Here is a 13,453-nt window from a genome sequence, read left to right on the forward strand (position 1 = left end):
TTTTCACTATTATTTACTCAGCAGCCATCGCATCTGCTTTCGTTTCGTGGACAGTACCGAATGGATGCTCAGGTGGTGCATAAATAACATATACTTTCAGCTTTGTATCGCCTATATTGGTTACATTATGCCATTTTCCTTCAGGAATCATTATCGCATAGTCGTCAGACACTCTAGTCTCAAAATCCAGGTTATCCTGGGTGTCCCCCATTTGTACGAGCGCTTCTCCTTCTTCTACACGGATAAATTGGTCGCCGGTTTCGTGGACTTCCAGGCCAATGTCATCACCAACATCGATGCTCATGACAGTCACCTGTAGGTTGCTGCCCGTCCATAAGGCAGTGCGGAATGTCTCGTTTTGCAAGCTCGCTTCTTCAATATTGATCGTAAACGGTTCTTTTCCATAGTCCTGCAATCGGCTACCCGTCTCTTCCCGTAGACATTCTAACCTTATTGCATGCTCTAATTCATCAGCAAAAGCACGGAAAAATACATTGCCCACCGGCAGGTTTTGGGTAAGTAAATAACTGTTTCGATATGCATGGTAATCCTCTACTTCTGTTTCATAAGCCTTTTGCAAACCTTCTCGATAAGATTGGAAGTCAACCTGATCAAAATGGTACTGTGGATTTTGGCCAGTAAGAGTGACAAACAAATCTGTAAATTGCCTTAAATGAATTTGCTTATCCTCCAAAGCCTGCTGTATAGCTTTCTTATGCCTCCGGTTTGGTGCAGATTTTGCCAGGCGACTGTAAAAATCAACTGCTGAAGCTTCCCCTTTTATTCCAGCAAGCAGCGCTCCAAGTACTTGCTGATGGCTATTATGACTGGATCTTGCCATTACGTTTGGGCTATATGCCGAGGAATCAACATAATATGGATAGGAATAGGTTGGAACGTTATACAATTAGCTCATTCCCTTCACAGGTTTTTATCAACCTATCGTATGCCCAGTAACCAGCAAACGTACATTGTTCTATTTTTGGACAAGGAATATTCCCGCTGCAGATTTCCAAACTAAAAGTAACTTATTAGAAATGGAGATAAACGATGAGTATCATTTTAGCTTTATTGGCCGCCCTATTTGCTTCCTTCACCGCCATTCTCGCCAAAATCGGAATCGAGGATGTCGATTCCAACTTGGCAACTGCCGTCAGGACGATCGTGGTCGTGATCATGGCCTACCTAATGGTGGTGATCACCGGGCAAACCGGAAGCATAACAGCAGTGTCAACGAAATCATTCATTTTCCTGGTTCTTTCTGGATTGACTACGGGTCTATCGTGGCTTGCCTTTTTTAAAGCAATTCAAATTGGGGATGTATCCAAAGTAGTCCCGATTGACAAGGCAAGTGTCGTGTTGACGATCCTCTTATCATTCGTTGTACTAAGGGAGCCTGCAACAATGCCAGTAGTAGCCGGCGGCATCATTATTTCTTTAGGCACCTTTGTTCTAATCGGTAAAGACAAGAAGAAAAAGCAGAGGAAAAGAGTGCTTAACACCAAATCATATATTTTTCTCGCCATCATGTCAGCAGTATTCGCTGCCCTGACCAATATCCTTGCGAAAATCGGAATTGAGAATGTTGATCCCAATGTGGCCACCTTCATCCGTACAGTCGTGATTATCATTTTTGCGTGGAGCATAGTTTTTTTCCAGGGAACTGTGAAGGAACTCAAGAAAATCTCCAGGAAATCCTACATATTCCTAATCCTTTCCGGCGCCGCAACTGGTTTCTCTTGGTTATGTTATTTTGCAGCACTCGCAATCGGGAAAGTGAGCATCGTAAATCCGATTGATAAATTCAGTGTTGTATTGACGATGATTCTGAGCTTCATCATTCTAAAAGAAAAACCAACAAAATCCACCGTTGCTGGTGCCATACTGATCACAATTGGAACAGCGTTGTTGATTTTATAGAGAGGAGTTGCTGGTCCAGCATCCATACCTTTTTCAAGTGTATATAAGCTCTCCTATTTTACCTTATTGATGTTCAATGGCCCCTTTGGGCTTACTATGCGTCTTTTTTAACTTCCATGACTTCATTTGGGCTTATAGAACCTTTCTATGTTCCCTTTTAGCTTCTACGAACCACATTCGTGCAAATAAAACCATCTTCCTTGCCCCTCACAAGTTCACGTTCTCATTCCAACGCCATAGCAAAAAGGCCAAATCGTACCACGATTTGGCCTCTTGCATCTTAAACTTTCAAAGCAGATTGTACCTTCCAGATTTGGTACGCATATTCCATAATGGTCCTGTCACTGGAGAAATAACCTGACTTCGCGATATTGACCAGGCTCTTTTGCAGCCAAGCGTTTCGATCTAAATAATTCCTGCTGACCTCCTGATGTGCCTCTGCATAGGATGCAAAGTCCCTCAAAACGAAATACTGGTCGTTATGGCCGAGCAAGGTATCGTATATTTCATTAAAGTGGTTTTCTGTATCGGGGAAGAATCCATTGATCAGCTGGTCCACCACTTCCCGGATCCGTTCATCATGGTGATAATATTCGAGCGAATGATATCCGCCATTGTTCTGGTAATCTTGCACTTCCTCTGCAGTCAATCCGAATAAAAAGATATTTTCCCTGCCGACCAAATCGGTAATTTCGACATTGGCGCCATCCAACGTCCCAAGTGTCAAAGCCCCGTTCATCATGAACTTCATATTCCCGGTGCCGGAAGCCTCTTTGCTTGCGGTTGAGATTTGTTCACTGATATCCGCAGCCGGAAAAATTTCCTCAGCCAGGGAGACGCGGTAGTTCTCAAGGAAAACAACCTTCAGCTTCCCATTAGTGGCAGGATCATTGTTTACTTTTTCTGCAACACTATTAATCAGCTTGATGACCTTCTTGGCAAAATAATAACCTGGAGATGCTTTTGCCCCGAAGATAAATGTGCGCGGATATAGCAGTGCTTCAGGATCCTCTTTCAAGGCATTATACAGATGCATGATGTGCAGTACATTCAACAGCTGTCGCTTATAGGCATGAAGCCTTTTTACCTGGACGTCAAAAATTGATTCCGTATCAACTTGAATTCCCGTTTTATCCAAAATCCGCTTTGCCAGACGCTCCTTGTTTGCCTGCTTAATTCCATGCAATTTTTCGAGAAAAACGGAGTCATCCTTGAACCGTATTAAATCCTCCAATTTTTGAGGGGACGAAACCCAGTCAGTTCCAATAGCCTCCGTAATCAATCCGGACAGGCCAGGATTCGCTTTCAGCAGCCAGCGGCGGTGGGTGATCCCATTTGTCTTATTATTGAACCGCTCGGGATAAAACTGATAAAACAGGTTCATTTCCCGATTTTTCAAGATTTCCGTATGAAGCTGTGCAACTCCATTGACGCTGTGGCTGCCGACAATGGCGAGCGGCGCCATTCGCACCTCGTCATGGGCGATGATCGCCATGCTTTCAACCCTGCCCCAGTCGCCAGGATACTGCTCCCATACCTGCTTGCAGAAGCGCTCATTGATTTCCTCAACTATCATGAAAATGCGTGGAAGCAGCGGCTTGAAAATCCGGATCGGCCACCTCTCCAGCGCCTCAGCCAGTGTCGTATGGTTCGTATAGGAAAGCGTCTGGACAGTTATATGCCAGGCATCGTCCCAGCCGAGGCCCTCCTCATCCATCAATATCCTCATCAGCTCAGGAACGGCAATTGCAGGGTGCGTGTCATTAATATGGATACTTACATAATCATGGAACTCTAGCAAACTCTTATTCTTCTTTTTAAAAGAATTCACGATCGCCTTCAAGCTTGACGAAACAAGGAAATATTGTTGCTTGAGCCGAAGGATCTTCCCTTCATCATGTGTGTCATCCGGATATAAAAATTCGGAAACTGATTCGGTATCCTTCTTATATTTAAAAATATCTGCGTTTGCCGGGAATCTCGATGGCTCGGCATTCCATAGCCTTAACGTGTTGACAGTCTGAGTCTCATAGCCGATGACAGGCAGATCATATGGTACAGCCATGATTGTCTCGGCGTTCAGATGCCTGAAAACAAGCCTGCCATTTTCCATTCTGCTTTCGATTTCACCCCAGAACGGAATCTCCACTGCGTCATCTGCTTTTCGAATCTCCCAGACATGACCGTGCCTGAGCCATTGCTCAGGCAGTTCAACCTGGTAACCATCGACAATCTTCTGCTCAAACAGTCCATGTTTATAGCGGATTCCACAGCCGTGTCCTGGCAAATCAAGAGAAGCGAGGGAATCAAGGAAGCAGGCAGCAAGGCGGCCGAGACCGCCATTGCCAAGCCCGGCATCCGCCTCGATTTCTTCTAACTGATCCAGCTCGATGCCCAGCTCCCTGAGCCCTTCACAGACCACTTTTTCCACTCCTAAATTAATCAGGTTATGCCTCAGCAGCCGGCCCAGCAGGAACTCGATTGACAAGTAATAAACCTGCTTCTTCGCGCCAGCACGATATAATTCGTTAGTTTTAATCCAATCAGAACTCACATGCTCCCTGATCATATGCCCGAGAGTCTGGAACTGCTCCCGGCTCGTGCTTTCTTCAAAGCTGGTTCCAAACATCATCTCGAGTTTTTTCAAGAAAGCCGTTTTAAATTGGGGAACATTAGAAAACATGCGATTCACTCCTTGAGATGAGATTGGAATACAATTCTTTGTATTGTTTGGCAGACTGTGCCCAACTGTAGTCTGTCTCCATAGCATTTTTCGCCAGCTTAAGCCATTTTTCGCGCTCATGGTAAAAAGACAGCGCCCGTTCAATTGTAAATAGCATGTCATGCGCATTAAAGTTTGCAAAGGAAAATCCGTTTCCCTCACCGTTAAATTCATTGTAAGGCTGTACGGTATCGTTCAGGCCGCCTGTTTCTCTTACAACAGGAATAGAGCCATAGCGCATCGCGATCATCTGACTTAGCCCGCATGGTTCGAACTTGGATGGCATCAGGAATAAATCGGAGCCTGCGTAGACTTGATGAGCCAAATTTTCATCAAAGCCAATGTATACGCCACACTGCTCAGGATATTCCGCAGACATTTCCCTGAAAAATCGCTCAAACTCAGGGTCTCCTGTGCCAAGAACGACGAGCTGCAATCCGGTCGCCATGATTTCATGGAAGACTCCCCTGACCAAATCAAGACCCTTCTGCTTCGTCAGCCGCGTAATCATTGCCACAACAGGAATATTCTCGTTTTCTGGCAAACCGAAATCACGCTGAACTTGAAGCTTGTTTTCGCCTCTTCTTTCAAGTGAGCCCACTCCGAAAGTGGCAACCAATCCAGGATACTTTTCTGGATCATAAAGATCGTGGTCAATACCATTCAGAATCCCGGATAGGTCCTCGCTTCTTTTCCGCAGAATGCCATCGAGCTTTTCACCATAAAATTCTGTCTGGATTTCCTCCTTGTAGGTAGGACTGACAGTAGTGATATGGTCAGCAGCAATCAATGCACCCTTCATGAAATTGGTGTTCCCGAAAAACTCCAGCTGCTCTTCATTGAAATACTGGCTGTCAATCTGCAGTAGGTCACCCAATACTTCTGGTGGGAAGATTCCCTGGAACTGCAGATTATGAATCGTGAACACGGATCTAATCAATCCGAATCCAGGCCGCTTATAGTACTCTGTCCTGAGTAAAAATGGTATCATTCCCGTGTGCCAATCATGACAATGAATGACATCAGGGTAAAATTCGATCTCTGCTATAAATTCAAGGACCGCTCTATTAAAAAACGCGAACCGCTCCCCATCATCATAATGCCCATAAAGACGATCGCGCTTGAAGTAATACTCATTATCAACAAAATAGAAAGTAACACCGTCATACTCCAGAGTCTCAATGCCGCAATATTGTGAACGCCAGCCTAATTGCACATTATACTCTTTCACTTTCTTCATTTCTGAGCTGAATTTTTCAGGAATCAAGCCATACTTCGGCAAAATGACCCTGACATCCGCCCCGAGTTTTTTCAATTCCTTCGGAAGCGATCCCGCTACATCCGCCAGTCCCCCTGACTTGATGAACGGAACACATTCCGATACAGCAAATAAAACCTTCACGATCCGCTCCCCACTCCCTGGACCGAACCCTTCCGGATGACAGCCGGTGATTCTGCTGGCGCTGTGATCACTGTTCCTGCTTCAATTCTTGCATCCTTATCAACAATGACTGAATCCAAGATACAATTCTCCTTGATTTGCGTTTTTTGCATGATGATGCAATTGCGTACGACTGTACCCTTGCCAATTTTCACTCCCCTGGCGATGATGCTGTTTTCAACCGTACCCTCAATCATCCCGCCATTGGCAACCATCGAGTTACGGACAGATGCCTCGGCATCATATCTGGTTGGAGGTTCATCCTTTACTTTTGTCAGGATAGGCCGCTCTTTCAGGAATAGCTGTTTCCAGACCTCAGGCTTCAGCAAATCCATGCTGGTCCTGAAATAGTTTTCAATCGTATCAACCATAGCGGCGTATCCCTCAAAATTGTAATAGCAGAGATGGAACTGGCTATCTATATCGGTCACGACATCCCTCATATTCGAGTAGCCGGTTTCATTGCGCGTCATAACCAAGTCCATCAACAACGACTTTTTCACGAGGTATATGCCCATTGATTTTCCTTCTTTTTGCACCTCGGTGATGTCGCAGCCGGATTTGATATGCCAATCAAGCAGCGGCTGGAAATCCATATTGAAAACCGTATAGGAATTCGCAATCAGCGCATACTCCTGGGTACTCCGTTCAAAGAAGTCAATGTTGTCAGCAAAGTGGTCCAGCGTGCCGATTCCCGTATAATGTTTATCAAGATTAGGCGCAGGGAAGAAGAATAGTCCATCCCTTTTTCGATTAAGGTCCCAGTTCCTGCCTGACCCTAAATGGTCCATCAGCGACCTGTATTGAAATTTAGGAAAAATAGCCACACTCTGTATACCTGAGTTGACCATATTGGAAAGGATAAAATCAATCAGCCTGTATCTTCCGCCAAAAGGAATCGCTGCCACCGACCGGTGAATGGACAGTTCCTGGAGATCATCGTGAACGGTTGTTGCATCTATTACTCCTAATAATTGTTTGTTCATTTCTTTTTCCTCCCGAATCGGTTCAATTGGATTGCAATTCACCGATTGTTTCTTCCGATACTAATGTGATGTCGTTCTCGCTCTCGCCTGGCTTTATGATTGTTCCATCCGGTACATATACTCCAGGGGAAACAATCGCCTTTTCAATTACACAGTTGTGGCCAATAACGGCATCCGGCATGATAACAGTTTCCTTTACAACAGCTCCCTTTTTCACAGTCACTCCCTGAAAAACGACCGTTCTGGAAACCTCCCCTTCGATCTTGCAGCCCTCATTGACCAGCGACTCTGTTACTTCTCCTTCTGGGCAAATATATTGCGGCGGCTGATTGGGATTGACGGAATAAATCCGCCACGACTGATCAAACAGGTTCAACTCACAATCTTTATCCAATAAATCCATATTCGCTTCCCAAAGGCTTTGTACTGTCCCTACATCCTTCCAGTAGCCTTTAAAAGGATAAGCAAATAATTTCATATTTTCTTCGATTAACAGAGGAATGATATCCTTTCCGAAATCATGGCTGGAATCAGGATTCTGATCATCCCTTATCAGATATTCCCTTAAAACACTCCATTTAAAAATATAAATTCCCATCGAAGCCAGATTATTTTTCGCTACATCCGGTTTTTCCTCAAATTCAGTGACCCTAAGTTCAGCATCCGTATTCATGATGCCAAAGCGATTTGTCTCTTCCCATGGAACTTCAATGACCGAGATTGTCACATCGGCACCTTTCTCAATATGATGTTCTAGCATCAATTCATAATTCATTTTATAAATATGGTCACCTGAGAGAATAAGGACGTACTCCGGATTATACTGATCAAGATAATTCAGATTCTGGAAAATCGCACTTGCCGTACCAGAATACCATTTTACTTCAGAACTCTCCGCATAAGGCGGTAACACAGTGACACCGCCATCCTTCCTGTCGAGGTCCCATGCACTGCCAATGCCAATATAAGAATTAAGCAAAAGTGGCTGATATTGTGTCAATACGCCCACAGTATGGATTCCTGAGTTCGTGCAGTTGCTTAACGGGAAATCGATGATCCGGTATTTGCCGCCAAAAGGGACAGCTGGCTTAGCGAGATTCTTCGTCAGTGAGTGCAGCCGGCTTCCTTTTCCTCCTGCCAACAGCATTGCTACGCATTTCTTCTTTTGCATGATTGTTTCTCCCCTTTCTTTTTATAACAGGACGTAAGACTGAGATTCCGAATGGAGAAATACTCATCTCTATAGAATATGGCCTTCCATGAAAGGCTATTTCTTCCGCTTTCAAAACTTTTTTATTTATAACTCCTGAACCGCCAAAGTCTGTAGCATCACTGTTCAAAATTTCCCGATATTCGCCATTCTTTGGGACACCGATTCGATAATCGCTATATATTTTTTCTGTAAAATTGCAAACTATGACCAGAAGTTCTTCAGGATTCTTCCCTTTCCGGATAAAAGAAAAAATCGACTGGTCCCGGTTATCAGCATCGATCCACTCAAAGCCTTCATAGCTTTGATCGACCTCATACAGCGGCTTAGACCGCTTATACAATTTGATTAGTTCCTTATTATAATGGTTCATCTTTTCATGCATTTCATAATCGAGGAGATTCCAGTCAAGCTGTTCTTTGTCCTTCCATTCCGAAAACTGTCCAAATTCGGTCCCCATGAAAGTCAGTTTCTTGCCCGGATGTGCTGCCATGAACCCAAGCAATAGTCTAAGCTGTGCGAACTTTTGCCAGTAATCGCCCGGCATCTTATCAAGAAGCGATTTCTTCCCGTGAACGACCTCATCGTGCGAAAAGGGCAGGACAAAATTCTCTGAAAATGCATATAGCAGCGAAAAGGTGACTTTATCATGTATATGCTTCCTGTTATGGGATTCTTCCTCCATATACTTCAAGGTGTCATTCATCCATCCCATGTTCCACTTGTATGTAAAACCAAGACCGCCATACTCCACAGGAGCCGTCACCTGCGGCCAGTCAGTCGAATCCTCCGCAATCATCAATGCTCCCGGTTCATACTCCTTGACCGCTTTGTTCAGTTTCTTTAAAAAATCCACTCCAAATTGGTTCGCTGCCTGGATCGAATTCGGCCAGTAGATGATATTAGCCACAGCATCAACCCTGAAGCCGTCAATATGGTATTTCTCCAACCAGAAAAGCGCACTCGAAATCAGAAAGCTCTGCACCTCCGTTTTTCCCAAGTCGAAATTGGCTGTGCCCCAAACATGGTTTTCACGATCATTCTCCCGCTGATATTCAAATACATAGCTGCCATCGAACTGGTACAACCCATGAGCATCCTTGCAAAAATGCCCCGGAATCCAATCAAGGATGACCCCAATGCCATTTTGATGACACATATCAACGAAATACATGAAATCATGAGGCGGTCCATAACGACTCGTAACGGAAAAATAACCAGTAGATTGATAGCCCCATGAGATGTCGAGCGGATGCTCAGTTAGAGGCAATAATTCAATATGTGTGTATCCGTGCTCAGCAATATATGGGATCAACTCATCAACAAGCTCACGGTATGTAAGAAAAGAACCATCCTCATGCTTCTTCCAGGAACCCACATGAAGCTCATATATGAACATCGGCTCCCCGAGGGTAGTCCGCTTTTCACGCTTTTGCAGCCACTTCTGATCATTCCATTTGTAACCGTCCATTGAATAGACAATCGAAGCCGTGTTTGGCCTTAATTCGGAGAAAAACGCATAAGGGTCAGATTTGAGCCTGTGCTCACCCGACGCAGTCACAATCTCATATTTATAAATGGTACCGGTCAAATCACCCTCTAGAGCGAGCTGCCAGACTCCCTCCTGATTGACTTTATGAAACTCATAGCCATTCCCATCCCAATTATTTAAATCACCTGCTAACCTTACCTGAGTCGCCTTTGGAGCCCACACACAAAATCGAGTATATGTTTCAGTTCCATTTTTAATGACATGTGCTCCAAATAAATTGTAGCTTTGAAACAGATTGCCTTCATGGAACAAATGCAATTCAAACTCTGTAGGATTAATCACCAAGATCCTTCCACCTGCCTTCTGCAAAACTTATGAAAACTCCCTTTTTCAGTAGTATTCTAGTTTTCATCCAAAATTCCTTGTAAACATTTTTTTAATATTTCGACAATAATTCTCACCAAATTTCGGTATTCGACAATTCTATCTAAATGGCAGCGCTTCAATGTACTAAATCTTCCAATTGCGCGAATTTTGGAGAACGAAAATTGAAATAGAATAATATTTTTGGGGAAGGTTGCGTTGATTTTATAAGGATTGATAGAGAAAATTAGCGGAAAAACATTTTTGGAATGATAGCGTTTTCATAAAATTTTTGAAGTATAACTTGCTTTTTGTTTTGAGTGAGAGGTTAGAGTTATTGAGGGAGGGACACTAAGGCTGAGAGAGAGTTTTTCAACCGGATTCCGGAATTTTTGATACAACCGTGAATTATGTTTCCGTAATCTATTTCCCTGCCACATTACGGGAACATCCACTAAGAAAGAATCTATTCTTTTCCTACCTATCAGAATTATTAACATGCACCAGCTCTTGGAGTTCTGTCTTCGAAGTCGCGCTTTGACTAACTCACTGGGAATCAGGGGCGACGCTGGGGAAGCAGAAGTATTTTTATAAGTTAACTAGTACCTACCTGGCAACGCTATTGATCCTGATTTGTTATCCTTAAATAAAAAAAAACTGTTAGCACGAATGCTAACAGTTTTCCTTATGACCCCTACGGGATTCGAACCCGTGTTACCGCCGTGAAAGGGCGGTGTCTTAACCGCTTGACCAAGGGGCCTTGTGGCGGAGAAGGAGGGATTTGAACCCTCGCGCCGGTTACCCGACCTACACCCTTAGCAGGGGCGCCTCTTCAGCCTCTTGAGTACTTCCCCATAAAAATGGCTCCGCAGGTAGGATTCGAACCTACGACCGCTCGGTTAACAGCCGAGTGCTCTACCACTGAGCTACTGCGGAATAATATAAAAAATGGGCCTAAGTGGACTCGAACCACCGACCTCACGCTTATCAGGCGTGCGCTCTAACCAGCTGAGCTATAGGCCCTTATGGAGCGGGTGAAGAGAATCGAACTCTCATCATCAGCTTGGAAGGCTGAGGTTTTACCACTAAACTACACCCGCAAAAAATGGGGCGACTGATGGGAATCGAACCCACGAATGCCTGAACCACAATCAGGTGCGTTAACCACTTCGCCACAATCGCCATATCTATAAATGCATATTAATTGAAATTAAATAAGGTGGCTCAGGACGGAATCGAACCGCCGACACAAGGATTTTCAGTCCTTTGCTCTACCGACTGAGCTACTGAGCCACTATAATATTGCTTCCTAAATCCCAATAGGTTTAGGTCCTTTGCTAGAAGCTTATTCGGAGATGTGAGCAACTTGCTCTACCGACTGAGCTGCTGGCAATTATAAAAATGGCGGTCCCGACCGGGATCGAACCGGCGATCTCCTGCGTGACAGGCAGGCATGTTAACCGCTACACCACGGGACCAGATTGCGGGGGCAGGATTTGAACCTGCGACCTTCGGGTTATGAGCCCGACGAGCTACCGGACTGCTCCACCCCGCGACGATATAAATCACACTATTTTGTTTATGCTCTTAGTGAGCATGGACTGTCCCGATCTCAGGTAGCTTATTCAAGAAGCAACTCGATCGGTACAACTCGCAGCATATTCAGTGAAGTAACGCTTGTTGCTCCACCCCGCGACGATAATATTCAATAAAATAATGGAGGAGGTAGAGGGATTCGAACCCCCGCGCGGTGTTACCCGCCTGTCGGTTTTCAAGACCGATCCCTTCAGCCAGACTTGGGTATACCTCCGTGTAAAAATAAGCAATGGTGGACCTTGTAGGACTCGAACCTACGACCGGACGGTTATGAGCCGTCTGCTCTAACCAGCTGAGCTAAAGGTCCAGGATATCCTAGATTGAATAGGTTCAACCAGATTAAATTTGGTAGCGGCGGAGGGGATCGAACCCCCGACCTTACGGGTATGAACCGTACGCTCTAGCCAGCTGAGCTACACCGCCAAATTATTATTTAAAGTTTTATGGTGGAGCCTAGCGGGATCGAACCGCTGACCTCCTGCGTGCAAGGCAGGCGCTCTCCCAGCTGAGCTAAGGCCCCATATAATATAAGTAGCATGGTCGGGAAGACAGGATTCGAACCTGCGACCCCTTGGTCCCAAACCAAGTGCTCTACCAAGCTGAGCTACTCCCCGATAAAGAGAAAATATAATGGCGCGCCCGAAAGGAGTCGAACCCATAACCTTCTGATCCGTAGTCAGACGCTCTATCCAATTGAGCTACGGGCGCATTATTTAGTATTTTAGCTAACTTGGTGGTGCCGAGGACCGGAATCGAACCGGTACGGTAGTCACCTACCGCAGGATTTTAAGTCCTGTGCGTCTGCCAGTTCCGCCACCCCGGCTTAAGAACTATGGAGCGGAAGACGGGATTCGAACCCGCGACCCCAACCTTGGCAAGGTTGTATTCTACCACTGAACTACTTCCGCAAACTTTATGTTTTTTTGAAAAATGGTGCGGGTGAAGGGAGTCGAACCCCCACGCCTTGCGGCGCCAGATCCTAAGTCTGGTGCGTCTGCCAATTCCGCCACACCCGCATATTTGATTCAATGTTATTTTACTTTCGTAAAAAAACAATGGTGAGCCATGAAGGACTCGAACCTTCGACCCTCTGATTAAAAGTCAGATGCTCTACCGACTGAGCTAATGGCTCGTACAAAAGGTGCCGGCAAGAGGACTTGAACCCCCAACCTACTGATTACAAGTCAGTTGCTCTACCAATTGAGCTACACCGGCATGTTAATGAAGATTATTTTTACTGTGCAAAAAAATCTTGGTGGAGGATGACGGGATCGAACCGCCGACCCTCTGCTTGTAAGGCAGATGCTCTCCCAGCTGAGCTAATCCTCCATTTGAAACTGCCCGGCGACGTCCTACTCTCACAGGGGGAAACCCCCAACTACCATCGGCGCTGAGAAGCTTAACTTCCGTGTTCGGTATGGGAACGGGTGTGACCTTCTCGCTATCGTCACCAGACATTTTTTAAAGACAATATCTATTATACTGACTTTAAGTTATTTTGCAAGAGAAATTTTAAAAGAAATTTCACTTCGAAAAATCTTTATTCCCTCAAAACTAGATAATGTGTAAGAAGAATAAGAAGAAATGAGTAATCTAATTTGGTTAAGTCCTCGAACGATTAGTATCAGTCAGCTCCACACGTCACCGCGCTTCCACCTCTGACCTATCAACCTGATCATCTTTCAGGGTTCTTACTAGCTTGCGCTATGGGAAATCTCATCTT

7 protein-coding genes, 21 tRNA genes and 2 rRNA genes are annotated in these 13,453 nt (G+C 45.0%); 1 reads left to right on the forward strand and 29 read right to left on the reverse strand.

What is annotated here, in order from left to right; translation table 11 throughout:
* Positions 1–13 precede the first annotated feature (13 nt).
* Positions 14–907, reverse strand: coding sequence for a cupin domain-containing protein (locus DYI25_RS12950; RefSeq protein WP_249745314.1), 894 nt, complete (start codon positions 905–907; stop codon positions 14–16).
* Positions 908–1,050: 143 nt separating this feature from the next.
* Between DYI25_RS12950 and DYI25_RS12955 the strand changes: the two genes are divergently transcribed.
* Positions 1,051–1,920 (forward strand): EamA family transporter, encoded by an 870-nt coding sequence (locus DYI25_RS12955; RefSeq protein ID WP_213369286.1) that lies wholly within the window; start codon positions 1,051–1,053, stop codon positions 1,918–1,920.
* A gap of 280 nt (positions 1,921–2,200) precedes the next feature.
* Here DYI25_RS12955 and DYI25_RS12960 read toward each other — a convergent pair whose 3' ends face one another.
* The 28 genes from DYI25_RS12960 to DYI25_RS13095 all read right to left on the reverse strand — a co-directional run.
* A complete protein-coding gene (locus DYI25_RS12960) occupies positions 2,201–4,603 on the reverse strand; it encodes a glycogen/starch/alpha-glucan phosphorylase (protein ID WP_213369288.1) in 2,403 nt (800 codons plus the stop codon).
* The gene (glgA, locus tag DYI25_RS12965; protein WP_213369291.1) at positions 4,593–6,044 is read right to left on the reverse strand and encodes a glycogen synthase GlgA; all 1,452 of its coding nucleotides are present in this window, start codon (positions 6,042–6,044) and stop codon (positions 4,593–4,595) included. Before glgA ends, DYI25_RS12960 begins: the two co-directional genes overlap by 11 nt.
* Positions 6,041–7,069, reverse strand: coding sequence for a sugar phosphate nucleotidyltransferase (locus tag DYI25_RS12970; protein ID WP_213369293.1), 1,029 nt, complete (start codon positions 7,067–7,069; stop codon positions 6,041–6,043). Before DYI25_RS12970 ends, glgA begins: the two co-directional genes overlap by 4 nt.
* A gap of 22 nt (positions 7,070–7,091) precedes the next feature.
* Entirely contained in the window at positions 7,092–8,240 is a 1,149-nt protein-coding gene (locus DYI25_RS12975; RefSeq protein ID WP_249745315.1) for a glucose-1-phosphate adenylyltransferase, read from the reverse strand.
* Positions 8,158–10,116 carry a 1,4-alpha-glucan branching protein GlgB gene (glgB, locus tag DYI25_RS12980; RefSeq protein ID WP_213369295.1) on the reverse strand — a complete coding sequence of 653 codons (1,959 nt, stop codon included), beginning with the start codon at positions 10,114–10,116 and terminating at the stop codon, positions 8,158–8,160. Before glgB ends, DYI25_RS12975 begins: the two co-directional genes overlap by 83 nt.
* 706 nt (positions 10,117–10,822) lie before the next feature.
* A tRNA-Glu gene (locus tag DYI25_RS12985) sits at positions 10,823–10,894 on the reverse strand.
* A gap of 3 nt (positions 10,895–10,897) precedes the next feature.
* Positions 10,898–10,988 (reverse strand) — tRNA-Ser (locus DYI25_RS12990).
* Between the two features lie 7 nt (positions 10,989–10,995).
* Positions 10,996–11,070, reverse strand: a tRNA-Asn gene (locus DYI25_RS12995).
* 13 nt (positions 11,071–11,083) lie between these two features.
* Positions 11,084–11,157 (reverse strand) — tRNA-Ile (locus tag DYI25_RS13000).
* Positions 11,158–11,160: 3 nt separating this feature from the next.
* Positions 11,161–11,234: transfer RNA gene (locus DYI25_RS13005), tRNA-Gly, on the reverse strand.
* 6 nt (positions 11,235–11,240) lie between these two features.
* Positions 11,241–11,316: transfer RNA gene (locus DYI25_RS13010), tRNA-His, on the reverse strand.
* A 38-nt stretch (positions 11,317–11,354) separates the two neighbouring features.
* Positions 11,355–11,427, reverse strand: a tRNA-Phe gene (locus DYI25_RS13015).
* A 109-nt stretch (positions 11,428–11,536) separates the two neighbouring features.
* Positions 11,537–11,612: transfer RNA gene (locus tag DYI25_RS13020), tRNA-Asp, on the reverse strand.
* Positions 11,613–11,615: 3 nt separating this feature from the next.
* A tRNA-Met gene (locus tag DYI25_RS13025) sits at positions 11,616–11,689 on the reverse strand.
* Between the two features lie 162 nt (positions 11,690–11,851).
* Positions 11,852–11,944 (reverse strand) — tRNA-Ser (locus tag DYI25_RS13030).
* A 16-nt stretch (positions 11,945–11,960) separates the two neighbouring features.
* Positions 11,961–12,037, reverse strand: a tRNA-Ile gene (locus DYI25_RS13035).
* Between the two features lie 39 nt (positions 12,038–12,076).
* Positions 12,077–12,153, reverse strand: a tRNA-Met gene (locus tag DYI25_RS13040).
* 21 nt (positions 12,154–12,174) lie between these two features.
* Positions 12,175–12,250 (reverse strand) — tRNA-Ala (locus DYI25_RS13045).
* A gap of 17 nt (positions 12,251–12,267) precedes the next feature.
* Positions 12,268–12,344 (reverse strand) — tRNA-Pro (locus DYI25_RS13050).
* Positions 12,345–12,361: 17 nt separating this feature from the next.
* Positions 12,362–12,438: transfer RNA gene (locus DYI25_RS13055), tRNA-Arg, on the reverse strand.
* Between the two features lie 26 nt (positions 12,439–12,464).
* Positions 12,465–12,553: transfer RNA gene (locus tag DYI25_RS13060), tRNA-Leu, on the reverse strand.
* A gap of 10 nt (positions 12,554–12,563) precedes the next feature.
* Positions 12,564–12,638 (reverse strand) — tRNA-Gly (locus DYI25_RS13065).
* Positions 12,639–12,661: 23 nt separating this feature from the next.
* Positions 12,662–12,746 (reverse strand) — tRNA-Leu (locus tag DYI25_RS13070).
* Positions 12,747–12,786: 40 nt separating this feature from the next.
* Positions 12,787–12,862: transfer RNA gene (locus DYI25_RS13075), tRNA-Lys, on the reverse strand.
* Between the two features lie 10 nt (positions 12,863–12,872).
* Positions 12,873–12,945: transfer RNA gene (locus DYI25_RS13080), tRNA-Thr, on the reverse strand.
* A 38-nt stretch (positions 12,946–12,983) separates the two neighbouring features.
* Positions 12,984–13,059: transfer RNA gene (locus tag DYI25_RS13085), tRNA-Val, on the reverse strand.
* A 10-nt stretch (positions 13,060–13,069) separates the two neighbouring features.
* Positions 13,070–13,185 (reverse strand): 5S ribosomal RNA (gene rrf / locus DYI25_RS13090).
* A gap of 143 nt (positions 13,186–13,328) precedes the next feature.
* A 23S ribosomal RNA gene (locus DYI25_RS13095) occupies positions 13,329–13,453 on the reverse strand; the annotation flags it as partial.

The organism is Mesobacillus boroniphilus (assembly GCF_018424685.1).
GTDB lineage: Bacteria > Bacillota > Bacilli > Bacillales > Cytobacillaceae > Mesobacillus > Mesobacillus boroniphilus_A.

Bases quoted from the DNA above. Each gene is read 5' to 3' on its own strand.
- DYI25_RS12960 (WP_213369288.1), bottom strand. From the start codon at position 4,603: ATGTTTTCTAATGTTCCCCAATTTAAAACGGCTTTCTTGAAAAAACTC.
- DYI25_RS12975 (WP_249745315.1), bottom strand. From the start codon at position 8,240: ATGCAAAAGAAGAAATGCGTAGCAATGCTGTTGGCAGGAGGAAAAGGA.
- DYI25_RS12970 (WP_213369293.1), bottom strand. From the start codon at position 7,069: ATGAACAAACAATTATTAGGAGTAATAGATGCAACAACCGTTCACGAT.
- DYI25_RS12955 (WP_213369286.1), top strand. From the start codon at position 1,051: ATGAGTATCATTTTAGCTTTATTGGCCGCCCTATTTGCTTCCTTCACC.